Origin of the sequence: Stenotrophomonas sp. TWI1149 (assembly GCF_039673155.1) — a bacterium.
Classification (GTDB): domain Bacteria; phylum Pseudomonadota; class Gammaproteobacteria; order Xanthomonadales; family Xanthomonadaceae; genus Stenotrophomonas; species Stenotrophomonas maltophilia_AA.
In genome coordinates this window covers 50,438-70,802 of sequence record NZ_JBDJLB010000013.1, presented here as the reverse complement: position 1 = coordinate 70,802, position 20,365 = coordinate 50,438, and the positions used below count along the sequence as shown (strand labels likewise).

At 68.6% G+C, this 20,365-nt stretch carries 21 protein-coding genes, 1 other RNA gene and 1 riboswitch; of the genes, 9 read left to right on the top strand and 13 right to left on the bottom strand.

Going from position 1 to position 20,365, the window contains the following annotated elements:
* Window positions 1–14: 14 nt before the first annotated feature.
* Window positions 15–461, bottom strand: coding sequence for a division/cell wall cluster transcriptional repressor MraZ (gene mraZ, locus ABE424_RS15190; RefSeq protein WP_176990404.1), 447 nt, complete (start codon window positions 459–461; stop codon window positions 15–17).
* 324 nt (window positions 462–785) lie between these two features.
* Here mraZ and ABE424_RS15185 point away from each other — a divergent pair, with 324 nt between their 5' ends.
* Together ABE424_RS15185 and rnpB are read left to right on the top strand one after the other, a co-directional pair.
* On the top strand, window positions 786–1,562 hold the full coding sequence (locus ABE424_RS15185; RefSeq protein WP_346491389.1) for an NRDE family protein: 777 nt from the start codon (window positions 786–788) through the stop codon (window positions 1,560–1,562).
* Between the two features lie 26 nt (window positions 1,563–1,588).
* Window positions 1,589–1,939, top strand: an RNA gene (rnpB, locus tag ABE424_RS15180) — RNase P RNA component class A.
* 293 nt (window positions 1,940–2,232) lie between these two features.
* Here the strand turns inward: rnpB and rsmI are convergent.
* Window positions 2,233–3,054 (bottom strand): 16S rRNA (cytidine(1402)-2'-O)-methyltransferase, encoded by an 822-nt coding sequence (rsmI, locus tag ABE424_RS15175; protein ID WP_121042690.1) that lies wholly within the window; start codon window positions 3,052–3,054, stop codon window positions 2,233–2,235.
* 79 nt (window positions 3,055–3,133) lie between these two features.
* Here rsmI and ABE424_RS15170 point away from each other — a divergent pair, with 79 nt between their 5' ends.
* The 4 genes from ABE424_RS15170 to ABE424_RS15155 are packed head-to-tail and all read left to right on the top strand — an operon-like array spanning window position 3,134 to window position 7,153.
* Window positions 3,134–4,855: a penicillin-binding protein activator gene (locus tag ABE424_RS15170; protein WP_346491357.1), complete on the top strand. Its 1,722-nt coding sequence runs from the start codon at window positions 3,134–3,136 to the stop codon at window positions 4,853–4,855.
* A gap of 5 nt (window positions 4,856–4,860) precedes the next feature.
* The gene (locus ABE424_RS15165) at window positions 4,861–5,229 is read left to right on the top strand and encodes a YraN family protein (protein WP_176990454.1); all 369 of its coding nucleotides are present in this window, start codon (window positions 4,861–4,863) and stop codon (window positions 5,227–5,229) included.
* Window positions 5,229–5,765, top strand: a complete 537-nt coding sequence (locus ABE424_RS15160) for a metal-dependent hydrolase (RefSeq protein WP_346491358.1) — start codon at window positions 5,229–5,231, stop codon at window positions 5,763–5,765. Before ABE424_RS15165 ends, ABE424_RS15160 begins: the two co-directional genes overlap by 1 nt.
* A gap of 2 nt (window positions 5,766–5,767) precedes the next feature.
* Window positions 5,768–7,153 (top strand): FAD-linked oxidase C-terminal domain-containing protein, encoded by a 1,386-nt coding sequence (locus ABE424_RS15155; protein ID WP_346491359.1) that lies wholly within the window; start codon window positions 5,768–5,770, stop codon window positions 7,151–7,153.
* A 6-nt stretch (window positions 7,154–7,159) separates the two neighbouring features.
* Here the strand turns inward: ABE424_RS15155 and thiL are convergent, their stop codons facing one another.
* The 11 genes from thiL to ABE424_RS15100 all read right to left on the bottom strand — a co-directional run bounded on the left by thiL (window position 7,160) and on the right by ABE424_RS15100 (window position 15,935).
* Window positions 7,160–8,134: a thiamine-phosphate kinase gene (gene thiL, locus ABE424_RS15150; protein WP_346491360.1), complete on the bottom strand. Its 975-nt coding sequence runs from the start codon at window positions 8,132–8,134 to the stop codon at window positions 7,160–7,162.
* 8 nt (window positions 8,135–8,142) lie between these two features.
* Window positions 8,143–8,622, bottom strand: coding sequence for a transcription antitermination factor NusB (nusB, locus tag ABE424_RS15145; RefSeq protein ID WP_176990411.1), 480 nt, complete (start codon window positions 8,620–8,622; stop codon window positions 8,143–8,145).
* Window positions 8,619–9,086, bottom strand: coding sequence for a 6,7-dimethyl-8-ribityllumazine synthase (gene ribH, locus ABE424_RS15140; protein WP_019182514.1), 468 nt, complete (start codon window positions 9,084–9,086; stop codon window positions 8,619–8,621). Before ribH ends, nusB begins: the two co-directional genes overlap by 4 nt.
* A gap of 133 nt (window positions 9,087–9,219) precedes the next feature.
* A complete protein-coding gene (gene ribB / locus ABE424_RS15135) occupies window positions 9,220–10,335 on the bottom strand; it encodes a 3,4-dihydroxy-2-butanone-4-phosphate synthase (protein WP_346491361.1) in 1,116 nt (371 codons plus the stop codon).
* Window positions 10,332–10,934, bottom strand: a complete 603-nt coding sequence (locus ABE424_RS15130) for a riboflavin synthase (protein WP_346491362.1) — start codon at window positions 10,932–10,934, stop codon at window positions 10,332–10,334. Before ABE424_RS15130 ends, ribB begins: the two co-directional genes overlap by 4 nt.
* Window positions 10,935–11,009: 75 nt before the next feature.
* Window positions 11,010–11,154: riboswitch (FMN riboswitch) on the bottom strand.
* Window positions 11,155–11,342: 188 nt separating this feature from the next.
* Complete coding sequence (ribD, locus tag ABE424_RS15125) at window positions 11,343–12,425, bottom strand: bifunctional diaminohydroxyphosphoribosylaminopyrimidine deaminase/5-amino-6-(5-phosphoribosylamino)uracil reductase RibD (RefSeq protein WP_346491363.1); 1,083 nt, start codon at window positions 12,423–12,425, stop codon at window positions 11,343–11,345.
* 69 nt (window positions 12,426–12,494) lie between these two features.
* Complete coding sequence (gene nrdR, locus ABE424_RS15120) at window positions 12,495–13,016, bottom strand: transcriptional regulator NrdR (RefSeq protein ID WP_019182518.1); 522 nt, start codon at window positions 13,014–13,016, stop codon at window positions 12,495–12,497.
* A 108-nt stretch (window positions 13,017–13,124) separates the two neighbouring features.
* The gene (locus tag ABE424_RS15115) at window positions 13,125–13,568 is read right to left on the bottom strand and encodes a hypothetical protein (RefSeq protein WP_346491364.1); all 444 of its coding nucleotides are present in this window, start codon (window positions 13,566–13,568) and stop codon (window positions 13,125–13,127) included.
* A gap of 4 nt (window positions 13,569–13,572) precedes the next feature.
* Window positions 13,573–13,998, bottom strand: a complete 426-nt coding sequence (locus tag ABE424_RS15110; RefSeq protein ID WP_346491365.1) for a hypothetical protein — start codon at window positions 13,996–13,998, stop codon at window positions 13,573–13,575.
* A gap of 1 nt (window position 13,999) precedes the next feature.
* On the bottom strand, window positions 14,000–15,253 hold the full coding sequence (gene glyA, locus ABE424_RS15105; RefSeq protein ID WP_346478311.1) for a serine hydroxymethyltransferase: 1,254 nt from the start codon (window positions 15,251–15,253) through the stop codon (window positions 14,000–14,002).
* A 202-nt stretch (window positions 15,254–15,455) separates the two neighbouring features.
* Window positions 15,456–15,935, bottom strand: a complete 480-nt coding sequence (locus ABE424_RS15100; protein ID WP_176990419.1) for an RcnB family protein — start codon at window positions 15,933–15,935, stop codon at window positions 15,456–15,458.
* A gap of 236 nt (window positions 15,936–16,171) precedes the next feature.
* Here ABE424_RS15100 and ettA point away from each other — a divergent pair, with 236 nt between their 5' ends.
* The 3 genes from ettA (at window position 16,172) to ABE424_RS15085 (ending at window position 20,319) form a co-directional block, all read left to right on the top strand.
* Window positions 16,172–17,836 carry an energy-dependent translational throttle protein EttA gene (gene ettA, locus ABE424_RS15095; RefSeq protein ID WP_176990420.1) on the top strand — a complete coding sequence of 555 codons (1,665 nt, stop codon included), beginning with the start codon at window positions 16,172–16,174 and terminating at the stop codon, window positions 17,834–17,836.
* Between the two features lie 93 nt (window positions 17,837–17,929).
* Complete coding sequence (locus tag ABE424_RS15090) at window positions 17,930–19,246, top strand: NCS2 family permease (RefSeq protein ID WP_176990421.1); 1,317 nt, start codon at window positions 17,930–17,932, stop codon at window positions 19,244–19,246.
* 74 nt (window positions 19,247–19,320) lie between these two features.
* Window positions 19,321–20,319: a DUF4434 domain-containing protein gene (locus ABE424_RS15085; RefSeq protein WP_346491366.1), complete on the top strand. Its 999-nt coding sequence runs from the start codon at window positions 19,321–19,323 to the stop codon at window positions 20,317–20,319.
* Window positions 20,320–20,365: the final 46 nt, after the last annotated feature.

Genomic DNA, 20,365 nt, shown 5'->3' with positions numbered 1-20,365 from the left:
CCGGGCACCCCGGCTCACAACTTCAGGTCGAGCAACCCATCGCCGAGATCCTCGTCAGACAACGTCTGCTGGATCAACGCGCGATGAGCCTGCTCGCTCCACAATTCGAATTTGTCGCCCATACCGAGCAGCACCGCCTTCTTTTCAATGCCAACGGCACCACGGTGGCTGGCGGGAATACTGATGCGGCCGTTGGCGTCCAGCTCCAGATGCGCGGCCGAACCGACCAGCTTCTGTTGCAGCAGACGCACGACGCGCTGTGTGTTGGGCTTGGACATGACGTCGTCACGGACGCGTTCCCATTCCTGTTCGGCGTACAGCCACAGACAGCCGGACTCGAACGGGTTGTAGGTCAGGACCAGACGGTTGTTGCTCACACGCGCGACAAGGTCGCGATGCGCGGTCGGAACCGCCATGCGCCCTTTGTCGTCAACAGTGATGGCCGTCTCGCCTTGAAACACGACGTTTTCACCTTTCCTTCGCCCGGTGAAACATTGAACCACGAAAAACCACAAAAAACCCGGTTTCCCCTCTGATGCCCACCTTAGCAGTGCCGATTGGGTTGTCAACAACTTTGCGAAGGGGAAATCACTTTGAACATCAAGGGCTTGCATCAATGTTTAGAGACTTGTTCAAGGCTTATCCACAAGTTGCTGTTTCGTCTCATTTTTTGAGATTTCGCCGAAGTTCAGGCCTGTGGAGACCGCGTGAAACATCGGCCCGTATTCAGTCCGGGCCCGGTCGCCATCGCCTCGGTGCTGCGCAGAACCGGCACACTGGGAGGCATGTGTCTGCTCGCCCTTGCCTGGAAAACGCACCTCCGCTGGCAGCTGGTGATGGCCGGCAACCGCGATGAATTCCACGCGAGGCCTACCGCCGCCCTGCACCACTGGGCCCCACCGGAGGACGGCATCGCCGCCGGTCGCGACCTGCGCTCGGGCGGCACCTGGGCCGGGATCGGCGCGGAAGGGCGCATGGCGGTGGTGACCAACGTGCGTGACCCCCTCGCCCGGCAGACCGGCCCGTCCCGCGGCGCGCTGGTGGCCGACTACCTGCGCGACGACGCGCCTGCCGCCCTGTTCGCCGACCAGCTGGCCCGGCGCGCGGTCGAGTTCGCTCCCTTCAATCTGCTGCTGGCCGACCGCGGCAGCTGCCAGTTCCTCGGCAACCACCCGCTGCACCGGCAATCGCTGGCCCCGGGCATCCACGGCATATCCAATGGCCCGCTGGATGCGCCGTGGCCGAAAACCGTGACATTGAACGCCGCCCTGCGCGCATGGGTGGACCTGGCCAGCGACGACCTGAGCCCGCTGTGGGACGCCCTGCGCGATGAGACCCGCGCCGACGACAGCGCGCTGCCGGATACGGGGATCGGCCTGGACCGCGAGCGCTGGCTGTCGTCCGCCTTCATCCGCAGCCCCGAGTACGGCACCCGCGCCAGCACGATCATCGCGCTGGACGCCGACGGCCAGGGCTTCATCGCCGAGCGGCGATTCGATGCGGAGGGTGACTGCATCGGCGAGACCCGGCTGACGACCACACGGCTGTCTGCGCCGAGGTGACGTGAATGTGGGACAATGCGCGCGGCGGAGTCGGCCAGACAGTCGCGTCATCCCTTGCGGATGCCGAGGAAAGTCCGGGCTCCACAGGGCAAGGTGCCAGGTAACGCCTGGGCGGCGCGAGCCGACGGAAAGTGCAACAGAAAGATACCGCCTACGTTTCCTTCGGGAAGCCGGTAAGGGTGAAATGGTGCGGTAAGAGCGCACCGCGAGTCTGGTAACAGACCGGCACGGCAAACCCCACCTGGAGCAAGACCAAATAGGGACCTAATGGCGTGGCCCGCGTCGGGTCCGGGTAGGTTGCTTGAGCGCTGCGGTGACGCAGCGCCTAGAAGAATGACTGTCCACGACAAAACCCGGCTTATCGGCCGGCTCCGCCCTTTCTTCGCGATGCCGCGAAGAAGCCCCACGGTTTGCGATGCAAACCGTGGGCCCCGGGCGCCACCAGCGTCCAATTCCCCGCGGCTGTCGCCGCGCCCCCTTTACTAAAGGGGGCTGTGCCTCCAGACGGTTGGCGTAGGGCGGCATTCAATCTGCACGCGCGGTAGAGCCACCCCATGGGTGGCTGCCTTACGTTCTGGCATCGCGTGCAGCCACCCATGGGGTGGCTCTACCTTCTTTGGCACCACGTGCAGCCACCCGTGGGGTGGCTCTACCCGCCCACGTGGGGCGATCAACCGCCGTACAGGGCTTTTCTGGGGGCACCGGTGATTTCCGCCGCCAGCTTGGCTGCGGTCGAGGGCGGCAGGTGCTCGCTCAGCTTGGCGTACAGGCGCCGTCCCTGGACCAGCTGGGCCTCCTCATCGTCGGCCGCGCCCTGCACCATCACCACGAACTCGCCCTTGCGCTGGTTGTCGTCCGCCTCGACCTGCTGCAGCAGCGAGGCCAGGTCACCGTCCAGCACGGTCTCGAACAGCTTGGTCAGCTCGCGCGCCAGCACCGCCGGGCGCTCGGGCCCGAACGCGGCGACCATGTCCGCCAGCGATTCGGTGATCCGGTGCGAGGATTCGTAGAACACCAGGGTGCGGGTTTCACCGGCCAGCGCATGCAGGCGCTCGCGGCGGCCGGAGGCCTTGGCCGGCAGGAAGCCTTCGAAGGTGAAGCGGTCGCTGGGCAGGCCGGCCACGCTGAGCGCGGCGATCGCGGCGCAGGCGCCGGGAATCGGGCTGACCTTGATCCCGGCTTCGCGCGCGGCGCGGACCAGGCGATAGCCCGGATCGCTGACCAGCGGCGTGCCGGCATCACTGACCAGCGCCAACGATTCGCCGGCCAGCAGGCGCGCCACGATCCGCTGCGACAACGCTTCTTCATTGTGGTCATGCAGCGCCACCAGCGGCTGCTGGATGCCGAAGTGGGCCAGCAGCTGGCCGGAGCGGCGGGTGTCCTCGGCGCAGATCGCGGCCACCGAACGCAGCACGTCCTGCGCGCGCGGGGTCAGATCGGCGAGGTTGCCGATCGGGGTGGCAACGACATACAGCGTGGGGACAGCACTCATCAGCGGCTCTTCCGTGGTCAAGGGTAGAATCGTACCGTTCCCCGGCCACGGCCGCTGCCCCCATCGAATGGACCTGATCATGAACAAGCCCGTCGTACGGATCTCCGCCCTTTCGTTGTCGCTGATGCTGCTTGCCGGCTGCGCCACGACCAGCTTCACCAGTGCGCCGGAATCACCGGCCCAGAGCCAGGCCCTGGCGCTGATCGAGCAGGGCAAGCCGCGCGATGCGGCGGTCCAGCTGGAAGCGCTGGCCAACACCCTGCGCGGCAGTGCCCGCAGCGCCGCCCTGGCCGATGCCGCGTTCGCCTGGCACGAAGCCGGCGATGCCGCCCGCGCCCGCACCCTGCTGGCCCAGGTCACCGCGCGCCAGCTCAGCGGCGCCAGCCTGCAGCGTTACCAGCTGACCACCGCCGAACTGGCCCTGGCCGACAAGCAACCGGCACAAGCGCTGGCCGCGCTGAAAGAACCGTCCGAAGCAGTGACGCCCGCGCTGCGTACGCGCTGGCAGCTGGCCCGCGCCAACGCATTGCAGGCCACCGGCGACAACCTCGGTGCCGCGCTCGAGCGCGCCCGTGCCCACGCCGCGCTGACCGGCAAGGCGCGCGCTGACAACCAGCAGGCCATCGCCGGCCTGCTCGGCACGCTGGACGATGCCACCCTGCGCGCCCGCACCGCGGCCTTGCCGGCCAACGAGCCGCTGTACAACTTCGCCGGCCGTGCGCTGATCGCCCGCGGCCTGCCGCTGCCGCGTCCGTTCGATCGCGAAGGCGCCTCGCAGTTCGATACCAGCAAGCGCCCGCCGGCGATGAGCGATGGCTACCGGCCGCCGGTGAAGATGGCCGTGCTGCTGCCGCTCAGCGGCCGCCTGGCCACTGCCGCGCAGCCGGTCCGGGATGGCCTGCTCAGCGGTTACTACGGTGAGACCCGCCGCCGCCCGGACATCCAGTTCATCGATACCGCCGGCACCGCCGCCGGTGCCGTGGCCGCCTACGACAAGGCGGTGACCGCCGGTGCCGATTTCATCGTCGGCCCGCTCGGCCGCGACGAAGTGGATGCCGTGTTCGGCCGCCGCGAGCTGCCGGTGCCGGTGCTCGCCCTGAACCGCGGCAAGGACACCCCGCCGGCTGGCAGCGCCGGTTTCTCGCTGGCCCCGGAAGACGACGGCATCATCGCCGCCGAGTACCTGCGCGGCCGCGAGCGCAGCAAGGTGCTGGTGATCCACAGCAACGACGACAACGGCCGCCGTGCCGCCGCCGCCTTCCGCGAGCGCTTTGCGCAGCGCGGTGGCCAGGTGGTGGCCACGATCGGCGTGAGCGACACGGTCGGCGACATCGGTGCGCAGGTGCGTGGCGCCGGCGCCATCGATGGCGTGCTGCTGGCGGTCAAGGCCCCGCAGGCGCGTGCGCTGACCCCGCAGCTGGCGCTGGCCGGTGCCGGTGGTGCGACCCGCGTCGGTACCTCGCAGCTGACCGTCGGTACCGGCAAGCCCGAGGAGGACATGGCGCTGGACGGCATCGTCTATCCGAACGAAGCCTGGAACGTGCGCGGCGTCCCCGGCCTGCCGGCCGCCTCCACCGCCGGCCAGATCCTGCCTTCGGCGCGCGGTGCGTCCGGCCGCCTGTTCGCGTTCGGCTTCGATGCCTGGAAGATCAGTGCCTACCTGGACAAGGTCGCGACTGAAGGCGGCCTGGCCGGCGCCACCGGCACCCTGTTCCTGGACAGCAACGGCAACGTGCTGCGGGTGCCGGCGTGGTCGACCTTCAGCGGCGGCCGGCCGATGCCGATCGCCACCAGCAACTGAAGCACGTGCCGACCGGGCGCGCGGTGCGTGGCGCGGCGGTGGAAGCCGCCGCCCAGGCCCATCTCCGCGATGCCGGGCTGCGCCCGGTCACCACCAACGCGCGCTATCGCGGCGGTGAGATCGACCTGATCATGCGCGACGGCGACGTCGTCGTGTTCGTCGAAGTGCGCTACCGCGCCAACGACCGCTTCGGTGGCGGCGCGGCCTCGGTGGACCGGCGCAAGCGACGCAAGCTGGTGCTCGCCGCGCAGCTGTTCCTGCAGTCGCATCCCTGGCTGGCCGAGCAGCCCTGCCGCTTCGACGTGGTCGAAGGCAGTGGCGATCCGCCGCAGCTGAACTGGCTGCGCGACGCGTTCCGGCTGGAGGACTGCTGATGCCCTCCATCTTCACCCACGCCGCCATTCCGCTGGCGCTGTGGTGCGCCGCCGATCGCGGCCGCATCGCCACGCCATTGCTGGCCGCCGGCGTCGTCGCGGCCATGCTGCCGGATGCCGACGTACTCGCCTTCGGGCTGCACATTCCCTACGCCGACAGCTTCGGCCATCGGGGCGCCAGTCATTCGATGCTGTTCGCCGCGCTGATGGCATTGCTCGCCGCGCTGCTGCACCGCCGCCTGCGCGCCACGGCGGTGCAGGCGGCCGCGTTCGTCGGTATCTGCGCGCTGTCTCACCCACTGCTGGATGCACTGACCTCCGGCGGTCTCGGCGTCGCGCTGTGGTGGCCGTGGAGCGGCGAACGTTTCTTCGCCCCGTGGCGACCGATCCGCGTCTCGCCCTTCGCGCCGCAGTTCTTCAGCGCGCGCGGCATGGCGACCGTCCTTTCCGAACTGCGTTGGGTCTGGCTGCCCCTGACCCTGGCCGTGATCGGCTGGCGGGCGATTCAACGTGCGCCCGTCTATTCCCGGACCTGATGATGACCCCTGCCCTGCCCGCCGCGTTCGCTGCCACCCTGCATGCCCTGCTGGGCGAGGACGGCTGGCGCACCGATGACCACGCACTCGAGGCACATGCGCAGGACAACTCCTGGCGGCATATGCGTCCTGCCGGCGTGGCGTTCCCGCGCGATCGCGAGCAGGTGGTCGCCCTGGTCCGCGCCTGCCGCGAGCACCGCATCGCGCTGGTCGCGCGTGGCGCGGGCACCGGCACCACCGGCGCCGCGGTGCCGATCGAAGGCAGCATCGTGCTCTCGTTCGCGCGCATGAACCGGATTCTCGCCATCCAGCCCGGCGACCGCTGCGCGATCGTCGAACCCGGCGTGCTCAACGGCGACCTGCAGCAGGCGCTGATGCCGCACGGCCTGTTCTGGCCACCGGATCCCTCCAGTGCGGAGATCTGCAGCATCGGTGGCAACCTCGCCTGCAATGCGGGGGGACCGCGCGCGGTGAAGTACGGCACCAGCCGCGACAACGTGCTCGGCCTGGTCGCGGTCACCGGCGCCGGCGAACTGATCACCTGCGGCGGCCCGTACACGAAGGACGCCACCGGTTACGACCTGACCCACCTGCTGGTCGGCAGCGAAGGCACGCTGGCGCTGATCGTGGAAGCCACCTTGAAGCTGACCCCGCTGCCGGTGACGCAGGCCGGGCTGCGCGTGCTCTACCGCGATGCGGATGCCGCCGCGCAGGCGGTGTCGCGCCTGATGGCGCAGCCGGTGGTGCCCACCCGCCTGGAATTCATGGATGCGCGCAGCCTTGAGCTGCTGCGACGCAATGGGGCCGAGGTGCCCGAGGCCGGCGCGATGCTGCTGGTGGAGGCCGACGGCGACCACGACACCCTGCCCTACCTGCTGCAGGCCCTGGCCGCGGCCGCCGAAGGCGACGGTCTGATCGCGCTGGACGTGGCGATGGAAGGCAGCGCGCGTGAAACCCTGTGGGCCGCGCGCAAGGCCCTGTCACCGGCGCTGCGCAGCATCGCCCCGGGCAAGATCAACGAAGACGTGGTGGTGCCGGTTTCGCGCATTCCCGCGCTGGTTGCCGGGGTGCAGGCGCTGTCGGCGGAGTTCGACCTGCCGATCGTCACCTTCGGCCATGCCGGCAACGGCAACCTGCACGTCAACATCCTCTACCACCCGGACGATGCCGGTGAAAACGCACGCGCGCATGCGGCGCTGCCGCGCGTGTTCGCGTTGACCCTCGCGCTGGGCGGCACGCTCTCCGGCGAACACGGCATCGGCCTGGCCAAACGCGATTTCATGGCGCAGGCGTTCACCCCGGCCACGCTGGCGGCGATGCGCGCGATCAAGGCCGCGCTGGATCCGGCGGGGATTCTCAACCCCGGGAAAGTGCTGCCGCCGGTGTAAGCCGTTCTAACCGCGTGCGGCGAAATGCTCGTAGCCACCATCGGTGGCGTCCGCATCGGCGCAGTGCACGCCCTGCCCTTCCACGATCCGCCCGATCCGGGTCAGCGGCAGGCCCAACGACGCCGACAAGGCCTCGATTCCCTCGCGCTGCGACGGCGCGACGGTGAAGCACAGTTCGTAATCATCGCCACCGCGCAGCGCGCAGTCGCGGGCGCCATCGCGTCCCAGCAGCGCGCGCAGCGCCGGTGAGATCGGCAATGCATCCGCATCGACCTCGGCGCGCACCTCGCTATGTGCGGCGATGTGGCCCAGATCGGCGAGCAGGCCATCGGAGATGTCCACGGCCGCATGCGCGTACGCACGCAGGCGCAGGCCGAGCGTGACCCGCGGGGTCGGACGCAGCAGGCGCTGGCGCAAGGTTTCGTCATCGCCGAGCAGGGTGGCGACCGCCACCTTCAACCGGTTCTGCTGCCACAGGCGCAGAGCGCCGGCCGCATCGCCCAGGCTGCCGCTGACCCAGATGTCGTCCCCCACCTGCGCGCGATCGCGGCGCAGCGCCTGGCCGGGCGCGACCTGGCCCATCGCGGTGACCGACAGCGACAACGGCCCCCGCGTGGTGTCGCCCCCGATCAACACGATGTCGTGTTCGTCGGCAAGCGCGAAGAAGCCATCGGCGAATGCCTCGATCCAGTCCGCGTCGGCATCCGGCAGGGACAGCGCCAACGTGCACCACGCCGGGCGGGCGCCCATCGCGGCGAGATCGGACAGGTTCACCGCCAGGGTTTTCCAGCCGACGTCGTAGGCCGGGGTTTCCGCCGGGAAATGCACGCCGCTGTTGAGCGTATCGACGGTGACCACCAGCTGCTCACCCGCACGCGGCTGCAGCAGCGCCGCGTCATCGCCGATGCCGAGCACGACATCGGCCCGCGCGGTGGTGCGCGCACGGATGCGGTCGATCAGAGCAAATTCGGCAAGCGACATGCGGCGGATCAGTGACCCGATTCGACCTTGCGCCACTCGACGGAGGCGCGGTCCAGCACACCATTGACGTAGGTGTGGCCATGCTCGGAACCGAAACGCTTGGCCGATTCGATCGCTTCATTGATCACGACGCGGTACGGCACGTCCAGGCGGAAGCGCATTTCATAGGCGGCCACGCGCAGCGCGGCGCGCTCGATCGCATCCACTTCTTCGATGCCACGGTCCAGGTACGGATCCAGCGCCGCGTCGAGATCCTTGCGGTTGTCGAGCACGCCGTGGACCAGCGCTTCGAAGTAGGCCAGATCGGCCACTTCGCGGGCCTGCTCGTGGGCGAACTGGGCGATCACGCTCTGCGCGTTGCCGCCCGAGATCTGCCACGCATAGATCGCCTGCAGCGCACGACGACGGGCGCGCGAACGCAGCACCGGGTCGACGCCATCGCGGCGGACGGGCTTTCCAGCAGGCTTGCCCTGGTTTGACTTGTTCATGGCAGCTGCTCCAGAAGATTGACCATTTCCAACGCCGTCAGTGCGGCTTCCTCACCCTTGTTGCCGTGGCTGCCGCCCGCGCGGGCTTCGGCATCCTCGACCCGCTCCACCGCCAGCACGCCATTGAGCACCGGCACGCCGAAGTCCAGTTGCACGCGCATCAGGCCCTCGGCGCAGCGGTCGGCCACGTGTTCGTAATGGCGCGTATCGCCCCGGATCACGCAGCCCAGGGTGATGATCGCGGCATGCTGATGGGCCGCCGCCAGACGCGCGGCGACCAGCGGCAGTTCCCATGCGCCGGGCACGCGGATCACGTCGATGGCGGACTCGTCGATCCCGTTGCCGGCCAGGCTCTGCCGCGCGCCGGCCACCAGCACGTCGGTGATGCGGGCGTTCCAGCGGCTGGCGAGGATGGCGAAACGGGCCTTTTCCGGAGTACGGAGGTCGCCTTCGTAATGGCTCATGTTCGGCGTGGGGTCCATTTAATAGGTGAATATTCTAGCGCATGGGCGCGTGTAGCCGGGTCGCCGCGCGTTACGGCACGGCTCGGGTGCAACAGCCCCCTGAGTCAGGGGGCTGCCGCGAAGCGGCGGGGCGTCAGCGCGCATGCGGTGACGTGTTCCCCACGGTCTCGACCACTTCCAGGCCATAGCCGGCCAGGCCGATCTGGCGGCGCGGCGTACCCAGCACCCGCAGCTTGCCCAGGCCCAGGTCGGACAGGATCTGCGCCCCCGCGCCGTTGCGGCGCCACTGGCTCACGTCCTTGTCCTTGCCGGGGGTGACCGGCGCCGGCTGCTGGCGCAGGCGGGCCAGCAGGCTGTTGGTGTCGCGCGGCGCGGACAGCACCACCATCACGCCGCGCTCGGCGGCGGCAATGGCGCGCAGGGCGTCGGTGGAGGCCACGCCGAAATCGTCGCGGCGCCAGTGCAGCAGGTCGGCCAGCGGGTTTTCGACCTGCACGCGGACCAGGGTCGGCTCGCTGTCCGGCGTACCGCGGACCAGGGCGAAGTGCAGGTCGTGGGCGATCCGGTCGCGGTAGGTGACCAGCGTGAACGGCCCGAACTCGGTCTCGATCTCGCGCTCGTCGACGCGCTCGACGGTCTTCTCGGTGGCCAGGCGGTAGGCGATCAGGTCGGCGATCGAGCCCATCTTCAGGCCGTGCTCGCGGGCGAACACCTCCAGCTCCGGGCGGCGCGCCATGCTGCCATCCGGGTTCAGGATCTCCACCAGCACACCGGCCGGCTCCAGGCCTGCCAGCAGGGCCAGATCGACGCCGGCCTCGGTATGCCCGGCGCGGGTCAGCACGCCGCCCGGCTGGGCGATCAGCGGGAAGATGTGGCCCGGCTGGTGCAGGTCGGCCGGCTTGGCGTCCGGCTTCACCGCGGTGCGGATGGTGTGCGCACGGTCGTAGGCCGAGATGCCGGTGGTGACCCCTTCGGCGGCCTCGATGCTGACCGTGAAGTTGGTCTGGAACTGCGCGGTATTGGCCTGGACCATCGGGGCCAGGCCCAGGTCGGCGGCGCGCTCGCGGGTCAGCGGCAGGCATACCAGGCCCCGGCCATGGGTGACCATGAAGTTGATGTCCGAGGGCTTGACCAGCTCGGCGGCCATGATCAGGTCGCCTTCGTTCTCGCGGTCTTCGTCATCGACGATGACGACCATGCGGCCGAGGCGGATGTCCTCGAGGATCTCGGGGATGGGGGCGAAATTCATGCGCGTGCTCCTGCACCCAACAAACGTTCGACGTAACGGGCGACCAGATCGATCTCGAGATTGACCGCACTGCCGACGGCCGTCGCGGCGAAGGCGGTGTTGGCCACGGTGTGCGGGATCAGCGCGACCTCGAAGCCCTGCTCGTCCACTTCGTTGACGGTCAGGCTGACCCCGTCCACGCAGATCGAGCCCTTCTTGGCGATGTAGCGCAGCAGCGCGGCCGGCGCAGCAAAGCGCCAGCGCTGGGCACGCGCATCGTCATGCACCGACAGCACCTGGCCGAGGCCATCGACATGGCCGCTGACCAGATGACCGCCGAGGCGATCGGTCGGGCGCATCGCGCGTTCGAGATTGATGACGGCGCCGACGGCCAGCTGGCCCAGCGTGGTCAGGCCCAGCGTCTCGGTCGAGGCGTCGGCCTGGAAGCGGGTGGCGTCGTGCGCGATGACGGTGAGGCAGACCCCGTTGATGGCGATGCTCTCGCCCATCTGCACGTTATCGAACGGCAGGGTGCCTACGTCAAAGGTAAAGCGGACATCGCCGCCAAGGGTGTCGCGTGCGGCCAGACGGCCGACGCCTTCGATGATTCCAGTAAACAAGGAACGTTCTCCGCGGAAAGTGAGCGAAAAACGCCGCAAGGCATATAGGTGCACGCCGAGCGCAAGGCCCGGCCGCACCGTCTTCTTTCATCCGGACTATACCGTCGGCTCCGGCATCGGACCGGATCTGCTGACCTTCCCGGGGAACGGGAAGCGCTCGCGGGCTCGTGCTTGCGCACCTACCGCCGGTGGGGAATCGCACCCCGCCCTGAAGACGTTTGTGTACCGGCGAACCGGCCCGGCTAGTGTAACAGGGCACCCTGACTGGGGGCTTTAAGTTAAATAAGTGTTAAGCTCACCAACTGCGCGCTGCGCCCTTGGAGAGAGGGGTGTCTGCGTCGGTTACTGATCGGGCCGCGGCGTCCGCGCCGCGCCATGATCGAACGGGTCCCGCAAGGGACCCGTTTTTTATGGGCGCAGCCGCAACCGCAGGTCGCCGCCCACCTGGCGCTGATCCACCACGCGCATCCGGCGCTGATCGTCCATCGCGTGGATGCCCAGGCCCGACAGCAGCGGCAGGCCATGCTCGCCGAGCAGCGTCGGGGCCTGGTAGAGCAGCAGTTCGTCGACCCAGCCGCCGGCCAGCAACGCACCCGCCAGCGTCGCGCCGGCTTCGGTATGCACGTCATTGATGCCGCGTTCGGCGAGCAGGGCCAGCACCGCACCCAGATCCAGTCGCCCGTCATGGCTGGGCACGCTGGCGAATTCGGCGTCGGCAATCGCCGGCGGACGGACCGCGGCGTCATGCAGATACAAGGTCGGCGCCCCGCCCTCGCGCACGCGTGCGCAGTCCAGCGAGCGCAGCCGTGCATCGAGCACGACGCGCAGCGGCGGCAGCACCTCGGTATCGGTCAGCCTGACAGTCAACATCGGGTCGTCGGCCAGCACCGTGGCGGCACCGGTCAAGATCGCGCCGGCCCGCGCGCGCCAGTGCTGGACGTCCTCGCGGGCGGCCGCACCGGTGATCCATTTAGAGCGGCCATCGGCCATCGCCGTGCGCCCATCCAGGCTGGCGGCGAGCTTCACCCGCACCCAGGGACGGCCGCGTTCGATGCGGGAGAGGAAGCCCTGGTTGAGTTCGCGCGCCTGCGCGGCCATCAGCCCTTCGGCCACCTCGATGCCGGCCTCGCGCAGCAGCACGAAACCACCGCCGTCGACCTTCGGGAACGGATCGCGCATCGCCGCGACCACCCGGCTCACGCCCGCCTCGATCAAGGCCAGCGCGCACGGCGAGGTACGGCCATGGTGCGCGCACGGCTCCAGGGTGACGTAGGCGGTGGCGCCGCGCGCCTGTTCGCCGGCCTGGCGCAGCGCGAACACTTCGGCGTGCGGGCCGCCGGTGCGCTGGTGCCAGCCCTCACCCACCACGACCTCATCGCGTGCGATCACGCAGCCGACCATCGGATTTGGCCGCGCGGTATACGCGGCGCGCTCGGCCAGGCGCAGCGCATGCGCCATGTGCTGGTGGTCGAGGGCGGTGAAGTCAGTCATGGCGGTGGGCGTCCGGCGGCAGGCAGCCGCGATGGTAGCCCAGCCGTGGTGGCCGTGATGCGGCGCGGCTCAGCCTTTCTTTTTCTTGGTCAGCGCGATCACGTCGCCGAGCAGCTGCAGCTGTTCGGTGCTGGAGGGCAGTTCGCGCTCGAGCTTCTCGATCTCCTCGCGGAAATCGGCCACGTCCTCGAAGCTGCGGTACACCGAGGCGAAACGCACGTAGCCCACGTGATCGAGCTTGCGCAGTTCGTTCATCACGAACTCGCCGACCTTGATCGAGGGGATTTCACGTTCGCCGCAGATACGCGCCTGCTGCATCACCGCGCGCACCGCCAGTTCGATCTTGTCTTCGGGGACCGGCCGCTTCTGCAGCGCGCGATCGAAACCACTGCGCACCTTGCGGGCATCGAAGGCCTCGCGGCTGCCGTCGCTTTTCACGATGGCCGGCAGTTTCAACTCGATGGTTTCCAGGGTACTGAAGCGCTCGTTGCAGGCCTCGCACTCGCGACGACGCCGGATCGTCGCGCCGTCTTCAGAGACGCGCGAATCGATCACACGGGTGTCGGCATGCTGGCAGAACGGACAATACATGGAACGCCTTGCATCAGGAAAACGTCATGCCGTGGTCACGGCAGCGTCGCAACGGTACCTGAGAGGGACCGGCTACAGCAAATGGACAGGGGAAGAGGCCAGCCCTGCCTAGCGGGCGCGCAGACGCAACCACAGCAGGTGCGCCGCGCAGGAGAGCAGCGGGAGCCCCGCCATCAGGACCAGGGCAGCGGCTGGCACGGCCGCATCGGACAGATGAAGGTGGAAGATCGACCGCACCAGGCCGGTCCAGGCAATGCCCGTTGCTGCCAGGGCGAGCAGCAGGCCTGCCCACCAGACCGTCGACGCCGCCGGAACCGTGCCGGAGCCGCCCTGCCACCACCGCCGGGCAAGGGTGAGCCAGGTCATGACGATGAGACTTGCGGTCCCGAACCACGCCGCTGCCCAGCCCGGCGCGTCGCCCGCCCCACCGTACTGGTGGAGCACGTCGCGCAGGCAAAGACCCACCAGCACGAACGCCGCCACGGCATGGGGGAGTCCAACCACACCGACGTGCAGCAGCAGGGCGCGCTGCCGCCTGCGATGGAGGTCCATCCGGTCAGTTGCCCTGGCTGCGCCGCAGCCGCACCAGCATGACCGCGGGCAGCATCAGCGGCGGCCCCGCCAGCAGCAGGACCAGTGCCATCGGACTCTCGGTGGCCTGCCAGAACGCCATCCCCACGACCGCCACGGCGGCAAGCGCGCCGATGGCCAGCGCACCCCACGCCCAGCGGCCGCTGTCCTGCAGGCCTGCGCGGCCGTGCCGCAGATAGCGGCCGCTCAACCACAGCCAACCGCCTACCCCGATCAGCCCCGCCGCGCCCCAGCCGCCGATCAACAGACGCGAGGCCCGGTCCAGATACGCCGGTTCGACGAACGCGACCCAGACCCCGATGGCGGCGAAGGTGCCGCCGCCGGCCATCCCGACGATGCCGCAGACCAGGGCCAGCACGGCGTAGGTACGCCGTTGCCGGCCCGCGTCCATATCAGCCGTAGACTGGGTACTTGCGGCACTGCGCGCTGACCGCGTCGCGGACGCGGGCGATCACGGCCTCGTCGGCCGGGGCGTCGAGCACGTCGGCGATCCAGTTGGCCAGGTCCACGCAGTCCTGTTCCAGGTAACCGCGCGTGGTGACCGCCGGGGTGCCCAGGCGCAGGCCCGAGGTCACGAACGGCGAACGCGGGTCGTTCGGCACGGAGTTCTTGTTGACGGTGATGTGGGCCAGGCCGAGCGCGGCTTCCGCATCCTTGCCCGAGACATCCTTGCCGATCATGTCGACCAGCATCAGGTGGTTCTGGGTACCGCCGGAGACGATCTTGTAGCCGCGCGCGATCAGCGTAGTCGCCATCGCCTGGGCATTCTTGACCACCTGCTGCTGGTAGGCCTTGAAGCCCGGCTCCAGCGCTTCCTTGAAGGCCACGGCCTTGCCGGCGATGACGTGCATCAGCGGACCGCCCTGGATGCCCGGGAACACGATGGACTGCAGCTTCTTCTGCAGTTCTTCGCTGGCCCCCTTGGCGATGATGATGCCGCCACGCGGGCCGCGCAGGGTCTTGTGGGTGGTCGAGGTGACCACGTGGGCGTGCGGCAGCGGGCTCGGGTAGACGCCGGCGGCGACCAGACCGGCCACGTGCGCCATGTCCACGAACAGGTAGGCACCGACCTTGTCGGCGATCGCGCGGAAGCGCGCCCAGTCGATGACCTGCGAGTAGGCCGAGAAGCCGGCGACGACCATCTTCGGCTTGTGCTCCAGGGCCAGGCGCTCGACCTCGTCATAGTCGATCAGGCCGGCTTCGTCGACACCGTACTGGACGGCGTTGAACAGCTTGCCCGAGGCATTGACCTTGGCCCCGTGGGTCAGGTGGCCGCCATGCGCCAGGCTCATGCCCAGGATGGTGTCGCCCGGCTGCAGCAGCGCGAAGTACACCGCCTGGTTGGCCTGCGAACCGCTGTGCGGCTGCACGTTGGCGTAGTCGGCATCGAACAGCTGCTTGAGGCGGTCGATGGCCAGCTGCTCGGCGATGTCCACGTATTCGCAGCCACCGTAGTAGCGCTTGCCCGGATAGCCTTCGGCGTACTTGTTGGTCAGCTGGCTGCCCTGGGCTTCCATCACTGCCGGACTGGTGTAGTTCTCGCTGGCGATCAGCTCGACGTGGTCTTCCTGGCGCTGGGTTTCGGCGGCGATGGCCTTGGCCAGTTCGGGATCGTAGGTTTCGATGCGGACGTCACGCGGGAACATCGGTTACTCCAGGCAGGCAGAGGGGGTACAGCGCGAGCCTTGGATTGTAGTCCGCGGGGGCGGGGCTGACCAATGGCGCCGCCCATCGGCGGCACCGCCGCATGCAGACCAGGACGCCAGCCGCGACGGCCCGCCGGGGAAACCGGAACGGCGCCCCGAAGGGCGCCGTTGCTGTTCACTTCCGCAGTGACCGGACCCGGCCTTACCGGTTGTTGATCACATAGTCCGCGATGATCCCGGTGGCGATGGCGACCAGCAGCAGGTTGCCGCGGTCGTCGCGGATCCAGTGGTGGTCGCGCGGCGGGCGGCGCACCGAGTAGCGGCTGTAATCGTTGACCACGTAGACCGGGCCGCCGTAGTACTCACGGTAGCGGTGGCCACGCGCCCAGCCGTAAGAGCCATACCCCGGCGCCGGGCGATAGACCACACGCGGCGGCGGCGGGCCCGGACGGTAGTAACCACGATTGTCGTAGCGATGATCGTAACGGCGGTCATGGCGGACCTCGCGACGGTCATGACGATCGTGCCGGTCATGGCGATCGTGACGGTTGTCGCGGCGGTCATCACGCCACTCCCGGCGGTCGTGACCGCGGCCGCGGTGGTCATCGGCAAAGGCCGGGGCCACGGTGCCCAAGGCCAGCAGCGAGGCAACGGCCCCGACCACAAATCGATTCATGCGCATGATTGGCCTCGCTTGGTGGGTTGATGGCTCCATCATGCGCACGGCGTCTGAACGGTCTCCGGCTGGAAACGGTTTCCAATTCAAGGGCTTTGACCCCGCATTCAGGCGGCGGCAAGCCCCAGGGCCGGTGGCTCCCGGCGGTCCTGATCGCTTCCGGCTATAATCGGGACATCCTTTTCTTCCATCTGTTCCTGTTCCGTTTGGAACGGGCGCAGGGTTGCGCCTTCGGAGACCTCATGTCCTCGCAATACATCTACACCATGAACCGCGTCAGCAAGGTGGTCCCGCCCAAGCGGCAGATCATCAAGGACATCTCGCTGTCGTTCTTCCCGGGTGCCAAGATCGGCCTGCTCGGCCTGAACGGCTCGGGCAAGTCGACGGTGCTCAAGATCATGGCCGGCGTGGATACCGACTTCGAGGGCGAAGCCCGTCCGCAGGCCGGCATCAAGGTCGGCTACCTGGCCCAGGAACCGGAGCTGGACCCGACCAAGACCGTGCGCGAGTCGGTCGAGGAAGGCGTGGGCGAGGTGCTGCAGGCCCAGGCCGCGCTGGACGCGGTGTACCTGGCCTATGCCGAAGAAGGCGCCGACTTCGACAAGCTGGCCAAGGAACAGGAGCGCCTGGAGGCGATCCTGGCCGCCGGTGACGCGCACACGCTGGAAAACCAGCTGGACGTGGCCGCCGATGCGCTGCGCCTGCCGCCGTGGGAAGCCGTGGTCGGCACCCTGTCCGGTGGTGAAAAGCGCCGCGTGGCGCTGTGCCGCCTGCTGCTGCAGAAGCCGGACATGCTGCTGCTCGACGAACCGACCAACCACCTGGACGCCGAGTCCGTGGAATGGCTGGAACAGTTCCTGGCGCGCTACACCGGCACCGTCGTGGCGGTCACCCATGACCGCTACTTCCTGGACAACGCCGCCGAGTGGATCCTGGAACTGGACCGCGGCCGCGGCATTCCGTGGAAGGGCAACTACACCGACTGGCTGACCCAGAAGGACGACCGCCTGCGCCAGGAAGACAACCAGGAAAAGTCCCGCCAGAAGGCGATCCAGAAGGAACTGGAATGGTCGCGCCAGAACGCCAAGGGCGGCCGTACCAAGGGCAAGGCGCGTCTTGCCCGCCTGGAAGAACTGCAGTCGGTGGACTACCAGAAGCGCAACGAGACCAACGAAATCTTCATCCCGCCGGGCGAGCGCCTGGGCAATGCGGTGATGGAGTTCAAGAATGTCTCCAAGAAGTTCGGTGATCGCCTGCTGTTCGACGACCTGAACTTCCTGGTGCCCGGTGGCGCGATCGTCGGCATCATCGGTCCCAACGGTGCCGGCAAGTCGACCCTGTTCAAGATGATCACCGGCCAGGAGAAGCCCGATACCGGCGAGATCGTGGTCGGCCCGACCGTCAAGCTGTCCTACGTGGACCAGAGCCGCGACGCGCTGGAGGGCAACCACAACGTCTTCCAGGAAATCGCCGGCGGCCTGGACATCCTCAACATCAACGGCGTGGAGATCCAGTCGCGCGCGTACATCGGCCGCTTCAACTTCAAGGGCCAGGACCAGCAGAAGCTGGTCGGTTCGCTGTCCGGTGGTGAGCGCGGCCGCCTGCACATGGCCAAGACCCTGCTGCAGGGTGGCAACGTGCTGCTGCTCGATGAACCGTCCAACGATCTGGACATCGAAACCCTGCGTGCGCTGGAAGATGCGCTGCTGGAGTTCCCGGGCAACACCTTCGTCATTTCGCATGACCGCTGGTTCCTGGATCGCATCGCGACCCACATCCTGGCCTTCGAAGGCAACTCGCATGTGGAGTTCTTCCAGGGCAACTACCGCGAGTACGAAGAAGACAAGCGCCGCCGCATGGGCGACGACGCCGCGCCGAAGCGGCTGCGCTTCAAGGCGCTGAAATAAGGGAATGAAGAACGGCCGCGCACTGCGCGGCCGTTTGCATTCCGGTAAGTCACGACCGTGGGTCGTGACGCCTTATCGTCACGAGATTCCACCATGTCCCTCCCCGAACGCCTGTTCCAGCTGCAGCAGCACGGCACCACCGTGCGCACCGAGTTGCTGGCCGGCCTGACCACTTTCCTGACGATGTCCTACATCGTCTTCGTCAACCCGGACATCCTGGCCACCACCGGCATGGACCCGGATGCCGTGTTCGTCGCCACCTGCCTGGCCGCCGCGCTGGGTTCGCTGGTGATGGCGTTCGCGGCCAATTTCCCGGTCGGCATGGCCCCCGGCATGGGCTTAAATGCGTTCTTCGCGTTCACCGTGGTCGGCGCTGCCGGGCTGCCCTGGCAGCAGGCACTGGCCGCTGTCTTCATTTCCGGGCTGGTGTTCCTGGTGCTGTCGCTGACGGGCGTGCGCGCCTGGCTGGTGGCGGGCATTCCGCCCTCGCTGCGGGCGGCGATCGTGGCCGGCATCGGCCTGTTCCTGGCGATCATCGCGCTGCAGAAGTCCGGCGTGATCATTGCCAACACCGATACCCTGGTCGCGCTGGGCCCGCTCAATACCGCACCGCCGCTGCTGGCACTGGCCGGTTTCCTGCTGATCGCCGTGCTGGAGGCGCGGCGGGTGCGCGGCGCGATCCTGATCGGCATCCTGGCGGTGACGGGCGCGGCATGGGCCTTGGGCGAGGTGCAGTACACCGAGCTGATCTCGCTGCCGCCGAGCCTGGCCCCGACCTTCCTTCAGCTCGATCTGCCCGGGCTGCTGCACCACGATGGCGGCGCGCCGATGGCGGTGCTGCTGCAGGTGGTGCTGGTGTTCGTGCTGGTGGAAGTGTTCGATGCCACCGGCACGCTGTACGGCGTGGTCGGTCGTGCCGGCCTGCTCAAGCTGCCGGGCGCACAGAAACGCTTCGGACGGGCCCTGTTGGCCGACAGCACCGCGATCGTGGCCGGCTCGCTGCTCGGGACCAGCAGCACCACCGCGTTCGCCGAAAGCGCCTCGGGCGTGCAGGCCGGTGGCCGCACCGGCCTGACCGCACTGGTGGTGGCCGCGCTGTTCCTGGCGGCGCTGCTGTTCTCGCCGCTGGCCAAGATGGTGCCCGGTTACGCCACCGCGCCCGCCCTGCTGTTCGTGGCCGGGCTGATGCTGCGCGAACTGGTGGACGTGGAATGGGGCGACCTGACCGAGTCCGTGCCGGCTGCGCTGTGCGCGTTGGCGATGCCGTTCACCTACTCGATCGCCAATGGCCTGGCGTTCGGCTTCATCGCGTATGCGGTGCTGAAGGCCGGCACCGGGCGCTGGCGCGAAGTGCATCCGGCCGTGTGGCTGGTGGCCGGCCTGTTCGTGCTGCGCTACGCGCTGGAATGAGCCACCTGGGCTGAGCGTCGTCGGCGCAAGCCAGGGTTCACCCCTCTACAACGCGGCTCTGGGATGATGGCGGCATGAGCGATTCCCCCGTGTTTCCCGATCTGCCTTCGCCCTTGCGTCGCCGGCTGCTGCGCGCGGCGCTGCTGGCGCCGGCGGTCGGCGCACTGGCCGCCCTGCCCGGCTGCTCGATCCCCACCCAGGTCGATGGCACGTTCCTGCAACCCTGGCGCAGCCACCTGGACTGGACGATGGCCGATTGGCAGCGCTCGGTGCAGCTGGCACAGCGGTTGGGTTGCAAACAGCTGGTGCTGCAGTGGGCGGGCATCCACGGCGCCCCGGAAGGCGATTGGCAGTTGCCCGATGCGAGCCTGCGGATGGTGTTCACCGCCGCGGGCGAAGCCGGCATGACGGTGCGGATGGGGCTGCCGTTCGAACAATCCTGGTGGAGGGCGATCGGCGGCGATGACGCCACCCTGCAGGCCTTCTTCGCCGACAGCCTGGGACGCGCGCAGCAGTGGCTGGCACAGGCGCCATGGGCGCGCCTGCAGGCCTTCGGTGGCTGGTACGTGCCCTATGAAATCGAGCAGTACCACTGGGCCGACGCGGCACGCGTGCAGGGCTTGGCGCAGTGGCTGCATGGCCTGCAGCAGGCCGCGCATGCGCAGGGCGGCGACTGTGCGATCTCCACCTACTTCAGCCGGCTGGAAACCACCGGCCGCCTCGAGACGGTGTGGGCCACCGTGCTGGACCGGGTGCCGCTGCGGCCGATGGTGCAGGACGGCGTGGGCGTTGCCGGCGCCGGCAACGTGCAGCAGCTCAAGCCGCTGCTGGCGATGCTGACCCGGCGCGGCGTCGCATTCGATGCGATCGTGGAGCTGTTCCGCGAACTGCCCGGCGAGAACAGCGACGGGACCCAGTTCAAGGGCGAGACCGCGGATGCGGCGCGGATCGAACGGCAGCTGGCCTGGGCCGCCGACAGCGGTGCCGAGCACGTTCTCGTATACGCGCTCGACCCGTGGTTGTCGCAGGACACGCCGCAGGCCAAGGCGCTGCGGCGGCACTGGGGGTTGTAGCGCGCGCGTTGGGCGTACCGACCAACGGTCGGTAGCTACCGGGGCC